Origin of the sequence: Pseudomonas sp. ICMP22404 (genome assembly GCF_006227205.1) — a bacterium.
GTDB lineage: Bacteria > Pseudomonadota > Gammaproteobacteria > Pseudomonadales > Pseudomonadaceae > Aquipseudomonas.
This window is the reverse complement of sequence record NZ_VCNG01000013.1, coordinates 139,410-162,905: the sequence shown is the minus strand read 5'-3', so window position 1 is coordinate 162,905 and position 23,496 is coordinate 139,410. Positions and strand designations below refer to the sequence as shown.

Below are 23,496 nucleotides of genomic sequence, written 5' to 3'. Positions count from 1 at the left end.
AGTGCAACTTGTCGCCAGTGTTTGGACAACGACCGTCGCGCCGAATCGGGTAGGATGGGCGCTCAGTGTCGGGCAAACTCGAAAAAACAAGGAAAAACGGGTTGAAACTCAGTGATATCGCCCAACTGGCCGGTGTGTCCGTCACCACCGCCAGCTATGTCATCAACGGCAAGGCCGAACAGCAACGCATCAGCAATGCGACCGTCGAACGGGTGCGTGCGGTGGTCGAAGAACATGGCTTCACGCCTAACCCCCAGGCCGCCGGATTGCGCAGTCGGCATACCCGTACCCTGGGCTTCATCCTGCCGGACCTGGAAAACCCCAGTTACGCCCGCATCGCCAAGCTGCTGGAACAGGGCGCCCGGGCGCAGGGCTACCAGTTGCTGATCGCCAGTTCCGATGACGCGCCAGAAAGTGAGCGGCAGCTGTTGCAGCTGTTCCGCGCCCGGCGCTGCGATGCGCTAATCGTCGCCAGTTGCTTGCCGGCCGGGGATGACAGCTACCGCCAGCTCCAGGCCAAAGGCATTCCGATCATCGCCATCGACCGAGTGATGGAGCCTGAGCACTTCTGCTCGGTGATCAGTGACGACCGCCAAGCCAGCCTGCACCTGACCCGCAGCCTGCTGGAGACGCAACCTCGGCAGATCGTGCTGGTCGGCGCGCGTCCCGAGTTGAGTATCAGCCAGGAACGGGCCGCGGGCTTTCGCGAGGCACTTAGCGGATTCGAAGGCCAGGTGCTGGTCGAGCACGGCGAATCGTTCAGCCGTGAATGCGGCCGCCAGTTGATGGACGACTTGCTCATGCGCCTGGGGCATCTGCCCGATGCGCTGATCACCACTTCCTACGTACTGCTGCAAGGGGTGTTCGACGCCCTGCACGACTTCCCGCTCAAGTCGCGCCCGCTGCGCCTGGGCACCTTTGGTGACACGCAACTGCTGGATTTCCTGCCGCTGCCGGTCAATGCCATGTCCCAGCAGCATCAATTGATCGCCAACAAGGCACTGGAACTGGCCCTGGCGGCCATCGAGAACGGCGACTACCAGCCTGGCGTGCAGGCCATTGCGCGGACCTTCAAGCAGCGTATCCACCAGGACTGAATCGTGGAGCTGATCGACACGCACACCCACCTGGACTTTCCCGACTTCGACGCGGATCGTCCAGCGCTGCTGGCCGCAAGCCGAGCCCTGGGTGTCCGGCAGATGGTGGTGCTGGGGGTGTATCGGGACAACTGGCAGCGGGTCTGGGACCTGGTACAAAGCGACCCGGACCTGCACGCCGCACTGGGCCTGCACCCGGTGTACCTCGACCAGCATCGCCCCGATGACGTGGCGCACCTGCGCGACTGGCTGGCCCGTCTGGCCGGGCATCGGCAATTGTGCGCGGTGGGTGAAATCGGCCTGGACTACTACGTCGAGGGCCTGGACCGTGAGCGCCAGCAGACGCTGTTCGAAGCGCAATTGCAACTGGCGGCGGAATTCGAACTGCCGGCACTCATCCACGTGCGTCGCAGCCATGCGGCGGTGATCGCAACCCTCAAGCGCCTTCCCCTGAAACGCGCGGGGATCATCCACGCCTTCGCCGGCAGTTTCGAAGAAGCCCGCGAGTACATCAAGCTCGGCTACAAACTCGGCCTCGGCGGTGCCGCCACCTGGCCCCAGGCCCTGCGCATGCACAGGGTACTGGCGAAACTGCCGCTGGAAGCGGTTGTGCTGGAAACCGACTCCCCAGACATGGCCCCCGCGATGTTCCCCGGCCAACGCAACAGCCCGGCGCACCTGCCAGCGATTTGCGAGGCCCTGGCCGCAATCATGGCGATCAGCCCGGAGCAACTGGCCGAGGCCAGCACCGCGAACGCCCGGCAATTGTTCGACTGGTGACCGCACTCTCCTGTGCGGACTCGCTCGCGAAAGCGGTCAGCCTGGGTAAGAGAGGTTGGATGTACCGACGCCATCGCGAGCAGGCTCACTCCCACAGGGGGAACACGTACGCTCAAAAAGCAGGTCGGCGGCAAAGCCGCCTTGCTTTTGCTTTGCTTTGCTTTGCTTTGCTTTGCTTTTGCTTTTGCTTTTGCTTTTGATCTCCGGGCCCCGTTAACCACGACGGCCGAACGCAGGTATTGCGTAGTGGGCAACCCGGCATGGATGCCGGGTTAGCCGCGCTGGGCCATGGATGGCCCTTCGCGGCGGGCCCACGGAGCAATGCCGGAGTGAGGGCACACCGAGCCTAGGCGAGGTGCCGAGTGGTGGGGCCAAGCCTTTTTTGCTTACTTTTTTTGGCGTTTGAAAAAAAGTAAGCCGCCGTAAGGGCGGAACCCTAAGCCGCCGTTACCGCAGCAACGGATATGTACTCGACCCAAAACCCCGGCCAATCACAAGGCCGCCAATCGCGAGCAGGCTCGCTCCCACAGGGATTCCGCAACGATCATCACACCCGAAACGCATTGATCAACACCTTGAGCTGCCCCACCTGGACCGACAATTCACGACTGGCATCCTCAGTCTGGTGCGCCCCCTCGGCCGTGCGCTCACCCGCACGGTTGATCTCGACAATGTTCTGATCGATATCATGGGCCACCGCCGTCTGCTGCTCCACCGCAGCGGCGATCTGCTGGTTCTGGTCGACGATCATGCCAACGGCACCGAGGATATTTTCCAACGCCCGCTGCACCTTCTCCGACTGACCGACCGTGCCGCTGGCCATTTCATGACTGGTGCCCATAGCCTTGACGGCGGCGTCCACGCCACCGTGCAGACGGCTGATCATCGCTTCAATCTCCTCGGTCGATTGCTGGGTCCGCTTGGCCAGGGTCCGCACTTCATCGGCCACCACCGCGAAGCCACGTCCCTGCTCACCGGCCCGAGCCGCCTCAATCGCGGCGTTGAGGGCCAGCAGGTTGGTCTGCTCGGCAATGCTCTTGATCACATCCAGCACGCGACTGATGGCCTGGCTATCGGTCGCCAACTGATTGATCACCTGCACCGATTGATCGATCTCGCTGGCCAGGCGGACGATGCTGCCCTGCTGGGATTCCACCAGCCCGCGCCCGCTAAGCGTTTCATCATTCACACTGTGAGCGCTGCTGACCGCCGCAGCGGCACTGCGGGCCACCTCCTGGGCCGTGGCCGACATCTGGTTCATCGCCGTGGCGACCAGTTCGATCTGGCTGCGCTGGCCGGCCACCGCCTGATTACTCTGGGCCGATACCGACTCCACTTGCCCAGCCTGGCGTTCCACCTCGACGACGGTCTGACCCACCCGTTCGATCAGGTCGTGGATCTTCGCCACCGTGCCGTTGAACACCTCCCCCAACTCTCCCAGCTCGTCTTTGCTGCGGGCCACGAAATTGACCGTCATGTCCCCTGCCGCCACTTTGTCCATCATCCGCCCCAGATAATGGAGGGTGGTACGAGTGGAGGCATAGAAGCCGGCATACAAATAGAAAATCAGCAGGAACACCGCCACCAGCGCCACGGCTTGCAGCACCATGTGGCTGCGATTCTGCTCCAGGCGATGCTGCAATTGGACACCGAGGAAATCCAGCGCTGCGCTATTCAGCCGGTAGGTCTGCTCCATCAGGCTGCTGACCTGATCGAAAAATGCCGGCCAGGGCGCATCGAGGGCGTCGGCCATCACCACCTGTTCTTCGATCAGTTCAGCGGCCTTCTTCAAAGTGCCCTTGCTAGCGTCAGCCGGGCCAGCAAGGGCTTGGCCGGCCGCCTGACTGGAGACCAGCGCATCTTGCAGCTTCAAGCCATATTCACCCTGGATTTTTTCGATCTGCGCCAGCAGCTCATCGAACCGGGTGCTGGAGGCAGAATTGAGAAACCCCAGGCCCAAGGCCGAAGCACCCAGCGCGCGGCCCTCACCCAGGATCTGGGTGACATCGGGGGTCACGCCGGTAATCAGTTCGCCGAGCTGACGAATATCGCTCTGGTTGTCACGACTGAGCCCCGCCTGGCTGGCGATGATCTGGCTGAATATCTGCGAGCTGTTGAGCAGCTTGCCGATCAGCGCACTTTTGCTTTGCAGGGAGCTTTCGGCCTGCTGGGCCTTGAACGCGGCGATTATTTCGTCGCGCTTGGCGTCGAAGAGACTCGCCTGTTCAGGCTCCACGGCCATGGCGGTCATGCCTTGCAGCCGCGCAAGGATCTGTTGCTCGAGGGTGCCTATTTTCGCGTCCACATCGCCGGCCTTGCCGGACTGGCCCAGGCTGGCGTTGATCTGCACCAGGTTGTTCAGGGTTTCCAGATCTCGGCGCAGGGTCAGGCTGCTGCCCAGCAGGTCGAGGCTTTGCAGTTCCACGTGCGTTCCTTGGAATTCACGGTAGGAATCGCGCACCAGAAAGAAGTTGGTCGCTAGCATCGGCAGCAGGAACAACACGCTGATCAGGCTGAACTTCATGCCGAAACTCAGGCGGTTCATCAGGGCGACGGCGGGCCAGAGCAAACTCTTCACAAGGAAGTCTCCCGGGAATGTTTTTATTGTTATGGGGCATGCGCACAGAGACAGCAGAAAGCCACTATCGGGCGCTGTCCCTGTATAGCCTAAATCGGAGGGGAGATTTGTAACTTAAGGTTAACGGCGCCGGGATGGGCTCCGTTCCTTTCCTGGGAGGGTATTTGTCCGTGGGAGCAAGGCTTGCCCGCGATTACGGTAAGTCAATCAGCAACAATGTTGACTGGCTTGTCCCTATCGCGAGCAAGCTTTGCTCCTACAGTTTGTTCCACACAATAAAGGATGAACTCGTCGCCTAAGCCAGCACCGTCCACAAGGCAAACCCGGCATACCAGAGCACCGCCGCACGCAGCAGCAATTCCCAGAGCCGATCGAGGCTGTTGATGCCGTCCGGCCCGGCCACGGGCTCAGGAATTTCGCCAGCCACCAGGCCGACCTTGTCGACCAACTGAGCGGCGCTGATGTTCCAGTTCAGCAGCTCATGCAGCATCACCCGGCTGACCGCCACGAAGTTGCCCACCAAGGCGAAACTCGCCGCCAGCAGCCGCACCGGCAACCAATCGAAGGCATGGCGCAGTTGCGCTGCCCGCTCGGCCACGCCGGGGTTCTGGCTGTGCTCGGCGGCCAATGCCAGCAGGCGATAACTCAAGGCCGCCACCGGGCCCAGCAGGAAGTACCAGAAGATCACCGCGAAAAAGCTCTGGTAGGCCTGCCACAGCAGATGGGCCTGAACACGTCCCAGCAACTGCTCGCCACCGTCGGCTTCAATGCCCAGGTCGCGCTTGGCCACGTGGGTGGCCGCTTGCAGGTCTTCGCGGCGCCAGGCATCGCGAAACGGTCCCAGCTCGGCCAACAGATCCCCACGCCCCAGGCTGTAGATCACCACCAGCAGGTGCACCGGTAGCACCAGCAGCCCGTAGGCCAGCGGCTCCAGTACCCACAGCAACAACGCCAGCAGTGCCACGGGCAGCAGGACCATCACCAGCAGCACCATCCAGGGCCAGTTGGCCCACCGCGGACTCGCCTCGATCCGGTTCAGTTCGCCCAGCCACGCGCCATCGCGCTGGAGCCGCTGGCGCAAGGCCGAGAACTTCTCGATCCAGACCGCCAGTAGCAACACCAGAAAACTCATTGTCCTTCCCCTTCTGTCAGGGCCGCTCGATAGCGTGCCCAATCGAACGCTGGTCCCGGATCGGTCTTGCGCCCCGGAGCGATGTCGCTGTGCCCGCAGATGCGCTGCACGGTGATCGCCTTGAAGGCCGCTTGCAACTGCCGCGTCAGTTCCACCAACGCGGTATATTGCGCGTCGGTGAACGGCAGGTCATCGGTGCCCTCGAGCTCGATGCCAATGGAAAAATCGTTGCAGGTTTCCCGCCCCTCGAAACACGACACGCCCGCATGCCACGCACGCTCCAGACAAGAGACAAACTGAGTAACGGTGCCGTCACGCTCGATCAGAAAATGCGCGGAGACACGCAAGTCGGCTATACCGGCAAAGTAGGGATGTTCCGTGACATCCAGGCGATTCTGGAAGAATTCCTGCACCTTACCGGTGGCGAACTGAGCGGGCGGCAGGCTGATGTTGTGGATCACCAGCAGGGAGATTTCGCCCTCGGGGCGCGCATTGAAGTTGGGTGATGGGCAATGACGCACGCCATCGCACCAACCGCTCGCGGGGTCCAGCTGCATACAGGTTCCTTCGAAGACGACGGGGATGCCGTCAGTATGCCGTGATCGACCCGGACTGTGCGATTACTTGCCGCGATTGAGTTGACGCAGATTGCCGAGCACGGACTCCAGCGCCCGGTCGAACAGCAGGGTGTCGTCCAACAGGCGTGCAGCCCCCCGGCGAAACTCCAGGGCCAGGCTGGTGCGACTGTGCTCTTGTACCTTGAGGCCGGTACGATTGACGAAGATATATTTGCCGGTGCTCTGGATGATCGCCGCCAGCTTGCAACGCAGGCTGTTGTCCTCATCCTCCTGGAACTCGACCCAACTCCCCAGGCGCAACTGGTCGACCTGAAGCAGACCCACGTCATCGGCCGGCAAGCGCACCGTCACGTTGTCCGCCGGGGCTTTGTACGCGGGACGTAGGACAATCTTCTCCCGCACCTCGATCATCACCGGCGCATCCGCCGACTGGGCCTGATCCGTGGCTTGGCCCATACGCTGCAAAGCCTGCACGTGCAGGACTTCCAGTTCGCTGAAGAATTCGCTGGTGGCGAACGGGTCGAATGCCGAACGGCTCAGCCCTTCGCGCAAAGCCTTGAGCAGCTCCGGCACCATGGCCAGCAAGCGCAGGCCCGCATCCGGCTCATCGTGATACTGGACACTCCAGATCAGTTGCTCCAGGGTCAGGACATCGGCCTGCCATTCGGCCGACCGCTCGCCATGCTTGAAGCCGGTCAACAGCAGCACCTGGCTCCAGGCCTGCTGCACGAATTCCACTACGGCCTGGGGCAGCACCTTGCCGAACATGACCTGATTCAACGCGCCCTCGACTCGCTGACGGGCCAACTCCGCCTTGGCCCGCCCCTCCTCGGCATCCCGGATGCGCTGTTCGAGCAGTTCGCTGCGGCGCCGCTCATCACTGGTGAAGGCGAGAAACTCAGCCAGCACTTCGGAGAAAATCGCCGGGTCATCGACGAAGTCGTTCAACAGGCGTTGCACCACTTGTTCGATACGCTGATAAAGGCTATCGCGCTGATGATCGTCGCAATCGCCCCAGCCCATGGCGGCAGCGGCAATTTCGTTGAGCAGTCGGCGGGCGGGATGATTGCCACGACTGAAGAAACTCTTGTCCTGCACCGCGACCTTGAGCATCGGGATTTGCAGGCGGCCGATCAAGGCCTTGAGGGTGTCTGGCAGATTGTGGTCATCGAGAATGAATTCGAACATCATCGCGATCAGGTTGATCACGTCCTCGTCGGCGCCTTCGACCACACGGGACTTGCCGCTCTTGACGCTGACCCGGGTGAGCAGCTGTTCGAGCTGGCTGCGCAGGTCGAACTCGTCCTGGAGCGTGGGCGCCGGCACGTATTGCTGCAAATGGGAAAGCAGGCGCAGCAGGTCACGGGTCGAGATCGGCTGTGCCGGTGCGCTGGGCTCCAGGGTCGGTGCCACGCTGCCACGCACCTGCATCACCAGTTTCTGCAAGGCGGAGAACACTTCCTGCACGCTGTCATCGACCTCGGCGGCCCGGGGCTTGGCCGCACGCTCCGAGGTGGGGCGCGGAGCATCGTCGACACGATCCGACGCCCGCCGGGACGGCGAAACCTTGAGGTCCGACAAAATACCCGTGGCCGCCAGCAACTGATTGGCCTCGGCATAAAACTGGTCGCACTCGCTGAGGACATAGCGCTCGAACAGCTTGAGCAGGATCAGCTTGACCTTGATCTCCACTCCCAGGTTGCGCCCGGCTTGCAGAAAGGTCTCGCACAACAGCGCCGGGCTCAGGGGGTTCTGTGAGGTCGTCATCGGTCGGGCCAGCAGTACGCTGAGCCGGGCCGTCAGTTGATCCAGGGAAGCCCCATCGCGACTGAGCACCCGGGTGACCATGGCTTCTACTGCCAGATGGCGCTCCAGATCGTCATGGGTCGACTGGACCGGGGCACCGGGGGCGATGGCAGTGTTCAAGGAGGCATGGGTCAGGTCGTACTGGGCGAGGCTGACGAACGCCTCGAAGAACTGCTCGATGAATTCGCGCTCGATACTTTTGCGTTTCAGGCGCAGGTCCCGCATGGCTTCGAAGAACAGATTCTGCTCGACATCGTTGCGCGCCCGGTCGGCCATTTCGAACAAGGTGTCGTCGGCGTTATCGAACAGCCTCTGCAAACCCAGGCGCAGCTGTTGTGCAGCCTTGTCGCGAACCTGGAGCAGAATCACAGGCAAACGGGCGAGTGGCGAGCGATTCGCCTGATCGGTAGGCACCTTATGCAAAGGCACTACATTCCCGTCGTTGTGCATCCTGGCCTCCTGAAACGGTGTTCTTCGGTTGGTAACGTCAAAGCCATGACGTCAATCGAAAGGCGGATTATCTGGCAAAAGAACCCCGTCGCACCAGAGGACTCTGTGACCCAGCTCGAAATACATCCCAATAAATGACCGGGAAATCGGGGAAACGTTGCGAAGAGCCGACCAAATGCAGGTCAAGGTGAACAATGTTTGTACAACAGGACACTGGCCCTATAATCGGCCCACTTTGCCTGTGGAGCCCGTTATGCCGAACCTACGTCTCGCCGACCTGACCGCCGAAATCGAAGCCAACGTGCGCCGCGCCTTGCTCGAAGACATCGGCAGCGGCGACATCACCGCGCAGTTGATCCCCGCCGAACGCTTGGCCAAGGCCACCATCATTACCCGCGAAGCCGCGATCATCAGCGGCACCGCCTGGGTTGACGCCGTGTTCCGGCAACTGGACCCGCGTGTCGCGGTGCACTGGCAAGTGCGTGACGGCGACCGGGCCAACCCCGACCAGGCGCTGTTCCACCTCGAAGGCCCGGCCCGCTCACTGCTGACCGGCGAGCGCAGCGCGCTGAACTTCCTGCAGATGCTCTCGGGTGTCGCCACCCGCGCCCGCTACCTGGCCGACTTCGTCGCGGACACCCAGGTCAAGCTGCTGGACACCCGCAAGACCCTGCCCGGCTTGCGCCTGGCGCAGAAGTACGCCGTCACCTGTGGCGGCTGCCATAACCACCGCATCGGTCTGTACGATGCCTTCCTGATCAAGGAGAACCACATCGCAGCCTGCGGTGGGATCGCCCAGGCAATCGCGGCCGCCCACAAGATCGCACCGGGCAAACCGGTGGAAGTCGAAGTGGAAAGCCTGGCGGAATTGAAAGAAGCGCTGGCGGCCAATGCCGACATCATCATGCTCGACGAACTGAGCCTGGACGACATGCGTGAAGCCGTGCGCCTGAACGGCGGCCAGGCGAAGCTGGAAGCCAGCGGCGGGATCAACGAAAACACCTTGCGGCCGATTGCCGAGACCGGTGTGGACTACATCTCGATCGGGGCGATGACCAAGGATGTGAAGGCAGTGGATCTGTCGATGCGCTTGAGTCTCTGAGCATAAAAAAACGCCAGCCCTGAAGGCTGGCGTTTTTTTCAGACCACCAGATTATTCATCTCGCAGTACTCATCCCAATCCACACCCAGCACCTCGGCAGCCTCCTTGTGCAAGGCAAGACGCTGCGCCTCGAACTCTTCAGGTGTGCTGGTGTACTTGAGCGTCAGCTCCCAAGGCTGCAAGCCCTGGGCTTCGGCCTCGTCTTCGAAAGCCCACTGAATCTGGTCTTTCTGCTCATCGGCGCTCAGGTTCCCGATTTCTTCCAGTAACTGAGGCGTATCCAGGGCGTATTTGCGCAGCGCTTCTTCGTGTCTGGCTTCTTGGGTCAGTTCTTTAGCCGTCATGTCGTTCTCGCTGATCGAAGGAATGGAAGATGGGACTGGATCATCAAGGATCTCTCTGACACAGAACCGCTGGCAGCGCGGTTTTCCTGGTCCTTGGAACCATTCGTGGATCATTTGAAAACTGCTGGGCAATGCTCATGCAGGCAACGAATATAGGACGTTTTGCCGATGATTTACACGGCTCTTTACATCTGCCGCACAAAAACCTTATGTCCACGTACGGAAGAGGTCGAGGAACATCTATCAGAATCCCGAGTCATAGCGATGTGCCATATCGGCACTTCATAAGGATTCTGTAATGCGCAGCTTTCCAAGGTTAACGTCTATTCGGCGGGCTACCACGACCCTGCTACTCGCCAGCCTGGTATTGACCGGCGCTGCGCAAGCGGCAGTTGAGATCTCGTCCAATTATCCAGAACCATCCGATGAAATTTCGGCCCTTCGCAGCTCATTTGGCAACGACGTCTTCTACAAAACCGGTATCAGCATCGATAACTTGAAGGACATGCAGCAAGCCGCCAAAGCCAACGCTATCGAACTGGAAAGCCAGAAGCGCACCCTCGCCGAGCAGGCCCGGCAGATCGAAGAGCTCAAACGCAACAGCGGTTCCAGTTCCAACTCCAGCAGCCGGGAAATTGAAGAACTCAAACGCACGGTCAAGGAACAGGAGCGCGACCTGAACGACCTTGGCAAGCAAGTGGAAGAGCTCAAGCGTAATAGCGGCTCCAGCTCGAGTTCGAACAACAGCGAGATATCGACGCTGAAAGGAAAGATCAGCGATCAGGATCGCGAGATGGATCAGCTCAAACGCATGGTTGAGGAGTTGAGCAGGAAGGTGAAATAAGGAGAGAGGAGATCTTGCCCGAGACAGGAATCGAACCTGCGACCTTCGCGTTACGAGTGCGCTGCTCTACCGACTGAGCTACACGGGCGGTGAGCTAACCTAGCATCCAGCCCGTGACCAGGCAACCTGTGCCACAAGGATTTTCCACACACAGCAAAACGCCCCGAACCAGTCGGGGCGTTTTGTTGTTCAGCAGTCAGGCGAAGGGGTGATTAAACGCCCGATGCCTTGGCCGCCGCCACGTCCTTGATGGACAGCTTGATACGGCCGCGGTTGTCCACGTCCAGTACCAGCACTTCCACTTCCTGGCCTTCTTTCAGGATGTCGGTCACTTTCTCGACGCGAGCATCGCTCAGCATGGAGATGTGAACCAGACCGTCCTTGCCCGGCAGGATGTTGACGAAGGCGCCGAAGTCGACGATGCGCTCAACCTTGCCGACGTAGATCTTGCCGATCTCGGCTTCGGCGGTGATACCCAGGACGCGCTGGCGTGCTGCTTCTGCCGCTTCCTTGGTTTCGCCGAAGATCTTGATCGAACCGTCGTCTTCGATGTCGATCGAAGCCTTGGTTTCTTCGCAGATCGCACGGATGGTCGCGCCGCCTTTACCGATGACATCACGGATCTTGTCGGTGTCGATCTTCATAGCGATCATGGTCGGAGCGTTTTCCGACAGTTCGGTACGGGACTGACCGATCACCTGGTTCATCTGGCCGAGGATGTTCAGGCGCGCTTCCAGGGCCTGGCCCAGGGCGATTTCCATGATCTCTTCGGTGATGCCCTTGATCTTGATGTCCATCTGCAGTGCGGTCACGCCTTTGGCGGTACCGGCTACTTTGAAGTCCATGTCGCCCAGGTGGTCTTCGTCACCCAGGATGTCAGTCAGGACGGCGAATTTCTCGCCTTCCTTCACCAGGCCCATGGCGATACCGGCAACCGGTGCCTTCATTGGCACACCGGCGTCCATCAAGGCCAGGGAAGCGCCGCAGACCGAAGCCATGGAGCTCGAACCGTTGGACTCGGTGATTTCCGATACTACGCGAATGGTGTACGGGAACACGTCGGCGTCCGGCAGCATGGCCTGGACCGAACGACGGGCCAGACGGCCGTGACCGATTTCGCGGCGACCGGCGCCACCCATGCGACCGCACTCACCCACCGAGAACGGAGGGAAGTTGTAGTGCAGCATGAACGGGTCTTTCTTTTCGCCTTCCAGGGTGTCCAGCAGTTGCGCGTCACGGGCAGTGCCCAGTGTAGCAACGACCAGGGCCTGGGTTTCGCCACGGGTGAACAGCGCCGAACCGTGGGTCTTCGGCAGAACGCCGACTTCGATGTTCAGCGGACGTACGGTGCGGGTGTCGCGACCGTCGATACGTGGCTTGCCGTTGACGATGTTCTCGCGAACGGTCCGGTATTCGATTTCACCGAAAGCGGCCTTGACGTCGGCAGCCGATGGCTGGCCTTCTTCGCCGGACAGCTTGGCAACGACCTGGTCCTTCAACTCGCCCAGACGCGCGTAACGGTCGGCCTTGACGGTGATGGTGTAGGCCTGGGAGATCGCTTCGCCGAACTCGGCACGGATCGCGCCCAGCAGCTCGGTGGCTTCGGCTTGCGGAGCCCAGGTCCAGGTTGGCTTGGCGGCTTCGGCGGCCAGTTCCTTGACGGCGTTGATCACCACCTGGAACTCGTCATGGGCGAACAGTACGGCGCCCAGCATCTGGTCTTCGGTCAGCTCTTTGGCTTCGGACTCAACCATCAGCACGGCTTCGGAAGTACCGGCAACGACCATGTCCAGGCTCGAGGCCTTCAGTTGCTCGTAGGTCGGGTTCAGCAGGTAGCCGGTGCTTTCGTGGAACGCAACGCGGGCAGCGCCGATCGGGCCATCGAAAGGAATACCGGAGATGGCCAGCGCAGCCGAGGTACCGATCATCGCAGCGATGTCCGGATCGGTCTTCTTGCTGGTGGAAACGACGGTGCAGACAACCTGCACTTCGTTCATGAAGCCTTCTGGGAACAGCGGACGGATCGGACGGTCGATCAGTCGGGAAGTCAGGGTTTCTTTCTCGGAAGGACGGCCTTCGCGCTTGAAGAAACCGCCAGGGATCTTACCGGCAGCGTAAGTCTTTTCCTGGTAGTGAACAGACAGAGGGAAGAAGCCCTTGCCTGGATCGGCTTGCTTGGCACCGACAACGGTCACCAATACGCTGACGTCGTCGTCAACGGTGACCAGCACTGCGCCGGAGGCCTGACGGGCGATACGGCCAGTCTCGAGGGTAACGGTCGACTGACCGAACTGGAATTTTTTGATTACCGGGTTCACGGTGTCCTACCTTCTTTGTGGCTCTTGGGGGAACTTGTCTTCTTGCGAAATTCTTGGGCAGTGCGGGGAATCGGCCCAACGACTGTCCAGATAAAACTTGAGGCTGGGAGCCTGCCGGTTGCCAACGCAAAGCGTAGGCAACTGACAGACCACCAACCTCATAGCGCAATCGCTTATTAGCGACGCAGACCCAGGCGGCCGATCAAGGCGCTGTAACGACTTACGTCCTTACCCTTCAGGTAATCCAGCAGCTTGCGACGCTGGTTTACCATGCGGATCAGACCACGACGGGAGTGGTGGTCTTTACCGTTGGCCTTGAAGTGACCTTGCAGTTTGTTGATGTTGGCGGTCAGCAGTGCAACTTGCACTTCTGGCGAACCAGTATCACCAACAGCTTGCTGGTAGTCGGTCACGATCTGAGCTTTTTCTTCAACGCTGAGTGCCATGTGGCTTTCCTCTTGTGAGGTACCGTTTCCGAGGAAACCGTACCAACAGGCCAGGGACAGATCCCTGTATCTATAAATGAGTAGTGACCGTGCCTGTTAACAGCCACACTCGCCCGCCTGCTGTTACACAGACGGGTTCCGGTCATTCCGACCGAATCAGTCGACGCGGCGCAATGCGCCCGTCTTCGCTCACTTCACCGATACCGATGAAGCGACCGTTGTGATCCTGTACCCGGACCATGCCGAATTTCGGCGCATCCGGGGCACGCACCGGCTGGCCATTGAGCCAGTAGAATGCGCTGTGTTCCGAGAACTGCAACAGCGGCCAATCCAGCAACCCACTGTCCGATGGCATCAGGAAGCGGTCGACCGCTTCGTTGCCGCCTTCGGCATGTACCGCTTCGAGCTCTTCCAGCGTGACCGTCTGGGCCAGCGTGAAGGGTCCGGCCTGGGTCCGGCGCAACTCCGCCACGTACGCACCACAGCCGAGCTGCTCACCAATATCCTCCACCAGGGTCCGGATATAAGTGCCTTTGCTGCAATCCACGGCTAGCCGTGCAGTATTACCGTCAAAGGCCAGCAATTCCAAGCGCGCAATAGTAACAGAACGTGGTTCACGCTCCACTACTTCGCCTGCACGGGCCAATTTGTACAAGGGCTGCCCATCACGCTTCAGGGCCGAGTACATCGGCGGTATCTGACTGATTTGCCCACGAAATCCGGGCAGCACCGCTTCGATATCAGCCTGACCAACGGTCACCGGCCGCTCGCGTAAAACCTCGCCTTCGGCATCCGCCGTGGTGGTGGTCTTACCCAATTGCGCCAGGGTTTCATACCCCTTGTCGGAGTCGAGCAGGTACTGGGAGAACTTGGTCGCCTCGCCGAAACACAGCGGCAGCACGCCGGTGGCCAGCGGATCGAGGCTGCCGGTGTGCCCGGCCTTCTCGGCATTGAGCAGCCAGCGAACCTTCTGCAAGGCGGCGTTGGAGGTGAACCCCAACGGCTTGTCGAGCAGGATGATACCGCTGACGTTACGACGGATACGTTTGACCTGAGCCACCGGTTACTCCTTGGTGTCTTCGGGTTCAGCCGCGTGTTGACTGTCTTCAGCCACCGCGCGCTCGATCAAGGCCGACAGGTGCGCGCCCCGGGCGACGCTCTCGTCGTAGTGGAAATGCAGCTGTGGAACACTGCGCAGCTTCATTTCCCGGGCCAATTGCATGCGCAGGAAACCGGCGGCCGCGTTGAGCACCTTGATGCTCTGGGCGACGTCATCGGCGCCGTCCTGCCCCATCACCGTGATGAAAATCTTTGCGTGACCGACGTCACGGCTGACTTCCACAGCGGTAATGGTGACCAGGCCGACACGCGGGTCCTTGACTTCGCGGCGGATCAGTTGGGCCAGCTCGCGCTGCATCTGATCGCCGATTCGTTGGGTACGGCTATATTCTTTTGCCATGTCTTGCTACCTGTTACTGCCCCACGGTGAAACCCGTGAGGTCTGAAAGCGGCAAACGCCCGGCCTGACAAAAGCCAGACCGGGCGTTGCGTTTAGAGTCCGCCAGCGAAGCAGCGCATGTTCATGCGGCTACCCGATGTGGCTCTTGAAGTGCGCGAGTCAGAGGCTGCGAGCAACCTGGACCTTCTCGAAGACTTCGATCTTGTCACCGACCTTGACGTCGTTGTAGCTCTTGACGCCAATACCGCATTCCATGCCGGCACGTACTTCGGAAGCGTCATCCTTGAAGCGACGCAGGGATTCCAGCTCGCCTTCGAAGATCACGATGTCTTCACGCAGTACACGGATCGGACGGTTACGGTGAACGACACCTTCGATCACCATGCAACCGGCGATGGCACCGAATTTCGGCGAACGGAACACGTCGCGAACTTCGGCCACGCCCAGGATGTTCTCCCGCACGTCGCTGCCCAACATACCGGTCAGGGCTTTCTTGACGTCTTCGATGATGTCGTAGATCACGTTGTAGTAACGCATATCCAGACCTTCCTGCTCGACGATCTTGCGAGCACCGGCATCGGCACGCACGTTGAAGCCGAACAGTACTGCATTGGAAGCCAGTGCCAGGTTGGCGTCGCTTTCGGTGATACCACCGACACCGCCGCCGACCACACGCACTTGCACTTCGTCGTTGCCCAGGCCGTTCAGAGCACCCTGCAAGGCTTCCAGCGAACCACGGACGTCGGATTTGAGGACGATGTTGAGCGTCTTCTTCTCTTCCTGGCCCATGTTCTCGAAGATGTTTTCCAGCTTGCCGGCATGAGCGCGAGCCAGTTTGACTTCGCGGAACTTGCCTTGACGGAACAGAGCCACTTCGCGGGCTTTCTTCTCGTCAGCCACAACGCTCATCTCGTCACCAGCGTCCGGCGTACCGTCCAGGCCGAGGATCTCGACCGGGATAGCCGGACCGGCTTCCTTGATCGGCTTGCCGTTCTCGTCGAGCATGGCGCGAACGCGACCATAGTTCGAACCGACCAGCACCATGTCGCCCTGACGCAGCGTACCGTCCTGAACCAGGACCGTGGCCACCGGACCGCGGCCCTTGTCCAGACGCGATTCAACCACGACACCACGGCCAGGGGCCGATGGGGTGGCGGTCAGTTCGAGCACTTCGGCTTGCAGCAATACCGCTTCGAGCAATTCGTCGACGCCGGTACCCATCTTCGCGGAAACCGGAACGAATGGAGTATCGCCACCCCAGTCTTCCGAAGTCACGCCGTGAACCGACAGCTCGCTGCGGATGCGATCGAGGTCGGCGCCCGGCTTGTCGATCTTGTTCACCGCAACCACCAGCGGCACGCCAGCTGCCTGGGCATGCTGAACAGCTTCGATGGTCTGTGGCATCACGCCGTCGTCCGCCGCGACCACCAGGATCACGATGTCGGTCGCCTTGGCACCACGGGCACGCATGGCGGTAAACGCGGCGTGACCCGGGGTATCGAGGAAGGTGACCATGCCACGATCGGTTTCAACGTGGTACGCACCGATGTGCTGGGTGATACCGCCGGCTTCGCCAGCAGCTACCTTGGCACGACGGATGTAGTCGAGCAGCGAGGTCTTACCGTGGTCGACGTGGCCCATGACGGTCACGACCGGCGCACGAGGAACCGCTTCACCTTCGAACTTCAGGGACTCGGCCAGGGAATCTTCCAGGGCGGTGTCGCTGATCAGGGTCACTTTGTGGCCCAGTTCTTCGGCAACCAGCTGGGCAGTTTCCTGATCCAGTACCTGGTTGATGGTGGCCGGCGTACCCAGCTTGAACATGAACTTGATGATCTCGGCAGCCTTGACCGACATCTGCTGGGCCAGATCGCCCACAGTGATGGTCTCGCCGATCTTCACTTCACGCACGACAGGGCCGGTCGGGCTCTGGAAACCGTGGGCGTTGCGTTTCTTCAGCTTGGCCTTGCCGCGACCGCCACGACGGAAGCCATCGCTTTCTTCGTCGGTGGTACGTGGAGCAACCCTTGGAGCCGGCGCCTTTTCCTTGACCGAAGCACGATGCGGAGCGTTCTTGCGCTCGCCATCACCACCGCCACGACGGTTCTCGTCGGCACGTGGCTTGTCCGGACGACGCGGTTCGTCGCGTTTGCGAGCGTCAGCCGCAGGGGCAGGAGCTGCCTCCAGGACCGGTGCACTTTCACGCACGGGCTCAGCCACCTGGGCAGGCGCCGCTACGGCTTCCGCCGGAGCAGGTTGCGCAGCGGCCGGGGCAGGCTGACGACGCGCTTCTTCTTCGGCGCGGCGCTTGGCTTCTTCTTCAGCCTTCTGGCGCGCGGCATTTTCTACTGCGCGACGTTCATCCAGTTCGCGTTTGCGCTCGGCTTCGATTTCTTCCGGGCTGCGCTGGACGAAAACTTTCTTCTTGCGTACTTCTACGCTGATGCTTTTGCTACCGGCAACACGCAGGGTGCTGGTGGTTTTACGCTGCAGAGTGATCTTGCGCGGTTCTTCCACTTTCGCCTTGTGACTGCTCTTCAAGTGGGTCAGCAGGGACTGCTTCTCACTGTCGGTCACATGTTCCTCGGCGGCGGTGTGCGGCAGACCTGCCTCACGCATCTGCTGCAACAGGCGCTCTACCGGTGTTTTGACCTCATCGGCCAGTTGTTTCACCGTGACTTGCGTCATGCACTTCTCTCCTCAGGCCGCGCCTAATTACTCGAACCAGTGGGCTCGGGCGGCCATGATCAACTTGCCGGCACGATCATCGTCAATGCCGTCGATGTCGAGCAGGTCGTCAATAGACTGCTCGGCCAGGTCTTCGCGGGTAATTACGCCGCGCACCGCCAGTTCCATCGCCAAATCCTTGTCCATACCCTCAAGCGAGAGCAGGTCTTCGGCCGGATGGGCGTCTGCCAGCTTTTCCTCAGTAGCGATGGCTTTGGTCAACAAACGATCCTTGGCCCGAGCGCGAAGCTCGTTGACGATGTCTTCGTCAAAGCCGTCGATGTTGAGCATTTCCTCCACCGGCACGTAGGCAATCTCTTCCAGGCTGGTAAAGCCCTCATCCACCAGTACCTGCGCCAGCTCTTCATCGACTTCGAGTTCTTCGATGAAGTTGCGCAGGATGTCACCGGTTTCAGCTTGCTGTTTGGCCTGGATGTCCGATTCGGTCATCACGTTCAGGGTCCAGCCCGTCAGCTGGCTGGCCAGACGCACGTTCTGACCACCACGACCGATGGCCTGAGCCAGATTGTCTGCGCCAACGGCGATGTCCATGGCATGGGCATCTTCGTCAACGATAATTGCCGCCACTTCTGCCGGCGACATCGCGTTGATCACGAACTGAGCCGGGTTATCGTCCCAGAGAACGATGTCCACACGCTCACCGCCCAGCTCGCCGGATACGGCCTGGACACGCGAACCGCGCATGCCGATGCAGGCACCTTGCGGGTCGATGCGCTTGTCCTTGGAACGGACCGCAATCTTGGCACGCGATCCCGGATCACGGGAGGCAGCCATGACTTCGATCAGGCCTTCGGCGATTTCCGGCACTTCGATGCGGAACAACTCGATCAGCATTTCCGGCGCAGTACGCGACAGAATCAGCTGCGGGCCGCGGTTCTCGGTGCGGATTTCCTTGAGCAGCGCACGCAGTCGCACGCCCACTCGGAAAGTTTCGCGAGAAATGATGTCTTCACGAGCCAACAGCGCCTCGGCGTTGTTGCCCAGGTCGACGATCACGTTGTCGCGGGTAACCTTTTTCACGGTGCCGGAGATGATCTCGCCCAGCTTCTCGCGATAGGCGTCAACGACTTGCGCGCGCTCGGCTTCACGAACCTTCTGCACGATGACCTGCTTGGCCGTCTGTGCAGCGATGCGACCGAATTCGATGGACTCGATCTTCTCTTCTACTACGTCACCTACCTTGGCGCCAGGATGCGTTTCTGCAACCTTGCTCGGCCAGGTTTCGATAGCCGGATCATCCAGGTCGGCTTCCTCGACCACCGTCCAGCGACGGAAAGTTTCATAGGAACCGGTGTGGCGATTGATCTCCACACGCAAATCAACTTCGTCTTCAAACCGCTTCTTGGTAGCAGTGGCCAGAGCCAGCTCCAGCGCTTCAAAAATAACGTTAGCCGGTACGCCCTTTTCATTGGATACCGACTCAACAACCAGCAGTACTTCTTTGCTCATCGTACGCCTCGCCTTTCGCAAGCCATTGGATCCGCGGGATCCGCAGTATCTGGCACGTATCAGTCAAAACTGGGAATAATGTTGGCCTTGTCGATCATATCGATCGGCAACAGGAACTCATGGTCATCTACCTGCACCACGACGTCCTGCTCTTCTACACCGCGCAGAAGGCCTTGAAAGTTGCGTCGACCCTCGAAGGGCGAACGCAGCTTGATCTTCACTTGTTCACCGGCAAACGAAGCAAACTGTTCAAGGCTGAACAGTGGGCGTTCCATGCCGGGCGAGGAAACCTCAAGGGTGTATTCGGTGCTGATTGGATCTTCAACATCCAGCACACCGCTGATCTGACGGCTGACGATGGCACAATCATCCACCAACACACCGCCTTCCTTATCGATATAAACGCGCAACAGTGAGTGGCGACCTTGAGCCGAAAACTCAATACCCCAGCATTCATAGCCAAGGGCCACGACCACCGGGGCCAACAAGGCCTGCAACTGTTCTAGCTTGCTCGACACCTGAACCCCCTCGTGCATGTTTGTGCATGCTGTGCAAATAAAAAAAAATGGGCGAATCGCCCATCCCTGAAACGCCGTTGAACAGCGGCGTTATAAAGTGTCCAGCTAACAAAAAGCCCCTTGGAAGGGGCCCTAAAACTGGTTGCGGGAGCCGGATTTGAACCGACGACCTTCGGGTTATGAGCCCGACGAGCTACCAGGCTGCTCCATCCCGCGACAAAGCTGGGGCGGAAGTATACGACCGATCCTCTACAGGGTCAATGTAACCCTTCCACCTACAAGAAAGCCCGCTATTGCGGGCTTTCTTGATTCAATTGGTACCGAGAAGGGGACTCGAACCCCTACACCCTATGGGCACAACCACCTCAAGGTTGCGTGTCTACCAATTCCACCACCTCGGCAAATACAGCGTTTGAAACCTTCTTACTTCTGCTCTTGAGCTGGAGGTACGTCAGTCGCCGGGTTGGCCGACTTTTGCTCTTGAAGCACCGGGACATCATCAGAAGCCGGTTTTTGCTTTGGCGCTTCCAACACCGCTGGGCTTGGCAAACCTACTTGAGTCAGCTCATGAGCTTTCTCTTTAGCAAAGTAACCTAACCCTAAGCTGGTCATGAAGAAACCGGCGGCAAGTATAGCAGTAAACTTACTAAGAAAGGTAGAGGAACCTTGGCTTCCGAACACAGTATTTGAAGCACCTGCACCGAAAGACGCACCAGCATCCGCACCTTTACCCTGCTGCAGCAATACCAGAGCAACTACGCCCAATGCACCCAGCAGATGAAAAACGACTACGACTGTTTCCAGCATTTTTTCAGTTTCCCGCGGCGCGACAGATCGCACCGAACTCATCTGCATTCAGGGAAGCTCCACCAATGAGCCCCCCATCGATATCCGGCATGCCGAACAGTTCGACCGCATTGGCCGCCTTCACGCTGCCGCCGTATAGAAGCCGCACACCTCGTGCCACTTCAGAATTCTCTGCCGCCAACTGGGCGCGAATGGCGGCGTGCACATCCTGCGCTTGTTGCGGTGAAGCAGTCAGCCCGGTACCAATGGCCCAGACCGGCTCGTAAGCAATGACTGCCTTTGCAAAAGCACCGACACCCAGATCCTCGATGATGCTGCCCAGCTGACGCCCGACAACTTCAAGGGTCTTCCCGGCTTCACGCTGCTCGAGGGTTTCCCCTACACACAGCACCGGAGTCAGACCGCAGGCCTGAGCCGCTGCAAACTTGCGAATCAGGGCCTTGTCCTGCTCACCCATGATCAGGCGACGCTCGGAGTGCCCGACAAGCACCAGGGAACAACCTGCATCCACCAGCTGACTTGGCGCAATTTCACCGGTCAGCGCACCTTGCATGGATTCCACCGCAGAATTCTGCGCGCCGATCGAAATCGACTTGCCCTTCAAGCCATCAATCACTTGATTGATATACAAGCAAGGCGGGAATACCGCGACATCAACACCGCTTGGCAAGGCCAGATGACGAAGGCCATTGATCAGCTCGGCGACGCTGGCGCGGGTACCGTGCATCTTCCAGTTACCAGCTACCATAGGGCGACGCATGCTGTACCTCGTCGGTCAAAGTGGGCGCAGATGTTACCCAACCGTTTCATGACTGGCAAGCCGAATTCAGGCAGAAACTTCAGTAACGAGCTTTGCCAGTTCTTCGGCATAACCGCGAACCTGCGCTTCGTCCTCGCCTTCGACCATGACGCGCACCAACGGCTCCGTGCCAGACTTGCGCAGCAGCACGCGTCCACGCCCCGCCATCGCCTGCGTCACACGCTCGCTGGCCTGCTGGACCGTGGCATGCTCGATGGGATTCGCCCCACCGCCGAAACGCACGTTGATCAACACCTGCGGACATTTGCGCAATGCCTGACGTGACTGCGCAAGGCTCTCGTTGCGCGCCTTGAGCGCCATCAGCACTTGCAAAGCGGCAATGATCGCATCACCGGTGGTGGTGTGATCGAAGCAAACGATGTGACCGGAGTTCTCGCCCCCGACGACCCAGTTGCGCTCCAGCAGCTCCGAGATGACATAGCGGTCACCCACGTTGGCCCGCACGAATGGAATATCCAGATCCGCAAACGCCAGCTCGAGCCCCAGGTTACTCATCAGCGTGCCGACCACCCCGCCCTGCAGCTTGTCGCGCTCATGCAGATCGCGCGCGATGATGAACAGCAGTTCATCTCCGTCGACAACAGTACCGGTGTGATCCACCATCAGGACACGATCGCCGTCGCCATCGAAGGCGATCCCGAGATCGGCCTGCTCGGCCAGAACCGCTGCCTGCAATGCGTCGGTATGAGTGGAACCACAGTTGTGGTTGATGTTCAGCCCGTTAGGCTGGGCGGACAGCACCACCACCTCGGCACCCAACTCACGAAATACACTCGGCGCGACTTTATAGGTCGCACCGTGGGCGCAATCGACGACGACTTTCAGCCCCTCGAAGCTGGTGCCGGTCGGCACGCTGCCCTTGCAGAACTCGATATAACGACCCGATGCATCATTGATCCGCGACACTTTGCCGATCTTGCTCGACTCGACCACCGTCATCGGCGTATCCAGCAGCTCTTCGATCATCAGCTCGACTTCATCTGGCAATTTGGTGCCCTTGCCAGAGAAAAACTTGATGCCGTTGTCATCATGGGGGTTATGGGAAGCGCTGATCACGATACCCGCCTGGGCATGGAACGTGCGCGTCAGATAGGCAATGGCAGGAGTCGGCATCGGCCCCAGCAACATCACGTCAGCACCCGCCGAAGTCAGGCCGGCTTCGAGAGCCGACTCGAACATGTAACCGGAAATTCGCGTGTCCTTGCCGACCAACACCTTGCAGGCGCCCATCTTGCGGAACGCCATGCCGGCAGCCCAACCGAGCTTGAGCATGAAATCAGGGGTAATAGGGTATTCGCCGACCCGACCACGGATACCGTCGGTGCCAAAATATTTCTTGCTCATAAGTGCTCCGTCATTCTTATTCGGCTGAATCCACTGCTGCGATCATCCGCACAACATCCATCGTTTCGGTCACATCGTGCACCCGCAATATGCGCGCGCCTTTGGTAATGGCCAGCGCCGCGAGAGCGAGGCCGCCATACAAGCGCTCGCCCACCGGACGCCCCAAGGCATTGCCTATCATGCTTTTTCGCGAAACCCCGACCAACAGCGGTCGCCCCAGGGCATGCAAGGCTTCCATATGCTTGAACAGGCTCAGATTATGCTCCAGGGTCTTGGCAAAGCCGAAACCGGGATCCAGCACCACCCGCTCGGCAGGAATACCCGCCAGCGCACACTGATTCATGCGCTCGACCAGAAATTCGCCAACCTCCCGGGTCACATCGCCATAGTGCGGGTCGTTCTGCATGGTTCCCGGCTCACCGAGCATATGCATCAGGCACACCGGCAATCCGGTAGCCGCCGCGGCATCCAGGGCACCATCTCGCTGCAGGGAGCGGACATCGTTGATCAACCCCGCCCCCAACCGAGCCGTCTCGCGTATGACCGCTGGCGTGGACGTATCGACCGAGATTATGACATCCAGTTCACGGTGTATGCGCTCCACAACCGGCGCCACCCGTTCCAGCTCCTCGACAGGCGAAACAGCCCGCGCGCCCGGCCGGGTCGACTCGCCACCGACATCGATCAGCGTCGCACCGGCAGCCACCATGGACTCAGCATGCCGCAGCGCAGCATCGAGCTGACCAAACCGGCCGCCGTCGGAAAAGGAGTCGGGAGTGACATTGAGAATGCCCATGACATGCACACGGGCCAAATCAAGAACCCGGTTGCCACAAGGCAACCGGGTCGAGGACTGAACAGAAGTCATTTCAAGCC

At 60.0% G+C, this 23,496-nt stretch carries 20 protein-coding genes and 3 tRNA genes; 4 read left to right on the top strand and 19 right to left on the bottom strand.

The window, feature by feature from the left end; genetic code table 11:
* Positions 1-101 precede the first annotated feature (101 nt).
* Both cra and FGE05_RS22005 read left to right on the top strand, forming a co-directional pair.
* The gene (gene cra, locus FGE05_RS22010; RefSeq protein ID WP_139648218.1) at positions 102-1,097 is read left to right on the top strand and encodes a catabolite repressor/activator; all 996 of its coding nucleotides are present in this window, start codon (positions 102-104) and stop codon (positions 1,095-1,097) included.
* 3 nt (positions 1,098-1,100) lie between these two features.
* A complete protein-coding gene (locus FGE05_RS22005; protein ID WP_139648216.1) occupies positions 1,101-1,877 on the top strand; it encodes a TatD family hydrolase in 777 nt (258 codons plus the stop codon).
* Positions 1,878-2,424: 547 nt separating this feature from the next.
* Here the strand turns inward: FGE05_RS22005 and FGE05_RS30475 are convergent.
* The 4 genes from FGE05_RS30475 to FGE05_RS21985 all read right to left on the bottom strand — a co-directional run bounded on the left by FGE05_RS30475 (position 2,425) and on the right by FGE05_RS21985 (position 8,421).
* The gene (locus tag FGE05_RS30475; protein ID WP_373682515.1) at positions 2,425-3,129 is read right to left on the bottom strand and encodes a methyl-accepting chemotaxis protein; all 705 of its coding nucleotides are present in this window, start codon (positions 3,127-3,129) and stop codon (positions 2,425-2,427) included.
* A 1,621-nt stretch (positions 3,130-4,750) separates the two neighbouring features.
* Positions 4,751-5,587: a regulatory signaling modulator protein AmpE gene (ampE, locus tag FGE05_RS21995; protein WP_139648212.1), complete on the bottom strand. Its 837-nt coding sequence runs from the start codon at positions 5,585-5,587 to the stop codon at positions 4,751-4,753.
* Positions 5,584-6,144, bottom strand: a complete 561-nt coding sequence (gene ampD / locus FGE05_RS21990) for a 1,6-anhydro-N-acetylmuramyl-L-alanine amidase AmpD (RefSeq protein ID WP_139648210.1) — start codon at positions 6,142-6,144, stop codon at positions 5,584-5,586. Before ampD ends, ampE begins: the two co-directional genes overlap by 4 nt.
* Before the next feature lie 63 nt (positions 6,145-6,207).
* Complete coding sequence (locus FGE05_RS21985; RefSeq protein ID WP_139648208.1) at positions 6,208-8,421, bottom strand: DUF1631 domain-containing protein; 2,214 nt, start codon at positions 8,419-8,421, stop codon at positions 6,208-6,210.
* A 253-nt stretch (positions 8,422-8,674) separates the two neighbouring features.
* Between FGE05_RS21985 and nadC the strand changes: the two genes are divergently transcribed.
* Positions 8,675-9,523, top strand: a complete 849-nt coding sequence (gene nadC / locus FGE05_RS21980; protein WP_139648206.1) for a carboxylating nicotinate-nucleotide diphosphorylase — start codon at positions 8,675-8,677, stop codon at positions 9,521-9,523.
* Positions 9,524-9,561: 38 nt separating this feature from the next.
* Here the strand turns inward: nadC and FGE05_RS21975 are convergent, their stop codons facing one another.
* On the bottom strand, positions 9,562-9,867 hold the full coding sequence (locus FGE05_RS21975) for a DUF6388 family protein (RefSeq protein ID WP_024779938.1): 306 nt from the start codon (positions 9,865-9,867) through the stop codon (positions 9,562-9,564).
* Positions 9,868-10,165: 298 nt separating this feature from the next.
* Between FGE05_RS21975 and FGE05_RS21970 the strand changes: the two genes are divergently transcribed.
* Positions 10,166-10,711, top strand: a complete 546-nt coding sequence (locus tag FGE05_RS21970; RefSeq protein WP_139648204.1) for a hypothetical protein — start codon at positions 10,166-10,168, stop codon at positions 10,709-10,711.
* A gap of 15 nt (positions 10,712-10,726) precedes the next feature.
* On the opposite strand, the gene FGE05_RS21965 is transcribed toward FGE05_RS21970, so the two are convergent.
* The 14 genes from FGE05_RS21965 to folP form a co-directional block, all read right to left on the bottom strand.
* Positions 10,727-10,799 (bottom strand) — tRNA-Thr (locus tag FGE05_RS21965).
* Between the two features lie 124 nt (positions 10,800-10,923).
* Positions 10,924-13,029 carry a polyribonucleotide nucleotidyltransferase gene (gene pnp / locus FGE05_RS21960; RefSeq protein ID WP_024779940.1) on the bottom strand — a complete coding sequence of 702 codons (2,106 nt, stop codon included), beginning with the start codon at positions 13,027-13,029 and terminating at the stop codon, positions 10,924-10,926.
* 176 nt (positions 13,030-13,205) lie between these two features.
* Entirely contained in the window at positions 13,206-13,475 is a 270-nt protein-coding gene (gene rpsO, locus FGE05_RS21955; protein ID WP_002555121.1) for a 30S ribosomal protein S15, read from the bottom strand.
* Between the two features lie 142 nt (positions 13,476-13,617).
* A complete protein-coding gene (truB, locus tag FGE05_RS21950) occupies positions 13,618-14,535 on the bottom strand; it encodes a tRNA pseudouridine(55) synthase TruB (RefSeq protein WP_024779941.1) in 918 nt (305 codons plus the stop codon).
* Between the two features lie 3 nt (positions 14,536-14,538).
* On the bottom strand, positions 14,539-14,934 hold the full coding sequence (rbfA, locus tag FGE05_RS21945) for a 30S ribosome-binding factor RbfA (RefSeq protein WP_053193010.1): 396 nt from the start codon (positions 14,932-14,934) through the stop codon (positions 14,539-14,541).
* A gap of 159 nt (positions 14,935-15,093) precedes the next feature.
* On the bottom strand, positions 15,094-17,622 hold the full coding sequence (infB, locus tag FGE05_RS21940) for a translation initiation factor IF-2 (protein ID WP_053193009.1): 2,529 nt from the start codon (positions 17,620-17,622) through the stop codon (positions 15,094-15,096).
* Positions 17,623-17,649: 27 nt separating this feature from the next.
* Positions 17,650-19,131, bottom strand: a complete 1,482-nt coding sequence (gene nusA, locus FGE05_RS21935) for a transcription termination factor NusA (RefSeq protein WP_024779944.1) — start codon at positions 19,129-19,131, stop codon at positions 17,650-17,652.
* 59 nt (positions 19,132-19,190) lie between these two features.
* Entirely contained in the window at positions 19,191-19,649 is a 459-nt protein-coding gene (rimP, locus tag FGE05_RS21930) for a ribosome maturation factor RimP (RefSeq protein WP_024779945.1), read from the bottom strand.
* 139 nt (positions 19,650-19,788) lie between these two features.
* A tRNA-Met gene (locus FGE05_RS21925) sits at positions 19,789-19,865 on the bottom strand.
* Between the two features lie 99 nt (positions 19,866-19,964).
* Positions 19,965-20,050 (bottom strand) — tRNA-Leu (locus FGE05_RS21920).
* A 22-nt stretch (positions 20,051-20,072) separates the two neighbouring features.
* Positions 20,073-20,456 (bottom strand): preprotein translocase subunit SecG, encoded by a 384-nt coding sequence (gene secG, locus FGE05_RS21915; protein ID WP_024779946.1) that lies wholly within the window; start codon positions 20,454-20,456, stop codon positions 20,073-20,075.
* Between the two features lie 4 nt (positions 20,457-20,460).
* Positions 20,461-21,216, bottom strand: a complete 756-nt coding sequence (gene tpiA / locus FGE05_RS21910) for a triose-phosphate isomerase (protein WP_139648202.1) — start codon at positions 21,214-21,216, stop codon at positions 20,461-20,463.
* Positions 21,217-21,282: 66 nt separating this feature from the next.
* Positions 21,283-22,620, bottom strand: coding sequence for a phosphoglucosamine mutase (gene glmM, locus FGE05_RS21905; RefSeq protein ID WP_139648200.1), 1,338 nt, complete (start codon positions 22,618-22,620; stop codon positions 21,283-21,285).
* A 16-nt stretch (positions 22,621-22,636) separates the two neighbouring features.
* Positions 22,637-23,488: a dihydropteroate synthase gene (folP, locus tag FGE05_RS21900; protein ID WP_139648198.1), complete on the bottom strand. Its 852-nt coding sequence runs from the start codon at positions 23,486-23,488 to the stop codon at positions 22,637-22,639.
* Between the last annotated feature and the right edge of the window lie 8 nt (positions 23,489-23,496).

What these genes read in the sequence shown, in the direction of transcription:
- FGE05_RS30475 (WP_373682515.1), bottom strand. Translation starts at nt 3,129, where the DNA reads ATGTCGGCCACGGCCCAGGAGGTGGCCCGCAGTGCCGCTGCGGCGGTC.
- ampE (WP_139648212.1), bottom strand. Translation starts at nt 5,587, where the DNA reads ATGAGTTTTCTGGTGTTGCTACTGGCGGTCTGGATCGAGAAGTTCTCG.
- ampD (WP_139648210.1), bottom strand. Translation starts at nt 6,144, where the DNA reads ATGCAGCTGGACCCCGCGAGCGGTTGGTGCGATGGCGTGCGTCATTGC.
- FGE05_RS21985 (WP_139648208.1), bottom strand. Translation starts at nt 8,421, where the DNA reads ATGCACAACGACGGGAATGTAGTGCCTTTGCATAAGGTGCCTACCGAT.
- nadC (WP_139648206.1), top strand. Translation starts at nt 8,675, where the DNA reads ATGCCGAACCTACGTCTCGCCGACCTGACCGCCGAAATCGAAGCCAAC.
- FGE05_RS21975 (WP_024779938.1), bottom strand. Translation starts at nt 9,867, where the DNA reads ATGACGGCTAAAGAACTGACCCAAGAAGCCAGACACGAAGAAGCGCTG.
- FGE05_RS21970 (WP_139648204.1), top strand. Translation starts at nt 10,166, where the DNA reads ATGCGCAGCTTTCCAAGGTTAACGTCTATTCGGCGGGCTACCACGACC.
- rpsO (WP_002555121.1), bottom strand. Translation starts at nt 13,475, where the DNA reads ATGGCACTCAGCGTTGAAGAAAAAGCTCAGATCGTGACCGACTACCAG.
- rbfA (WP_053193010.1), bottom strand. Translation starts at nt 14,934, where the DNA reads ATGGCAAAAGAATATAGCCGTACCCAACGAATCGGCGATCAGATGCAG.
- infB (WP_053193009.1), bottom strand. Translation starts at nt 17,622, where the DNA reads ATGACGCAAGTCACGGTGAAACAACTGGCCGATGAGGTCAAAACACCG.
- nusA (WP_024779944.1), bottom strand. Translation starts at nt 19,131, where the DNA reads ATGAGCAAAGAAGTACTGCTGGTTGTTGAGTCGGTATCCAATGAAAAG.
- secG (WP_024779946.1), bottom strand. Translation starts at nt 20,456, where the DNA reads ATGCTGGAAACAGTCGTAGTCGTTTTTCATCTGCTGGGTGCATTGGGC.
- tpiA (WP_139648202.1), bottom strand. Translation starts at nt 21,216, where the DNA reads ATGCGTCGCCCTATGGTAGCTGGTAACTGGAAGATGCACGGTACCCGC.
- glmM (WP_139648200.1), bottom strand. Translation starts at nt 22,620, where the DNA reads ATGAGCAAGAAATATTTTGGCACCGACGGTATCCGTGGTCGGGTCGGC.
- folP (WP_139648198.1), bottom strand. Translation starts at nt 23,488, where the DNA reads ATGACTTCTGTTCAGTCCTCGACCCGGTTGCCTTGTGGCAACCGGGTT.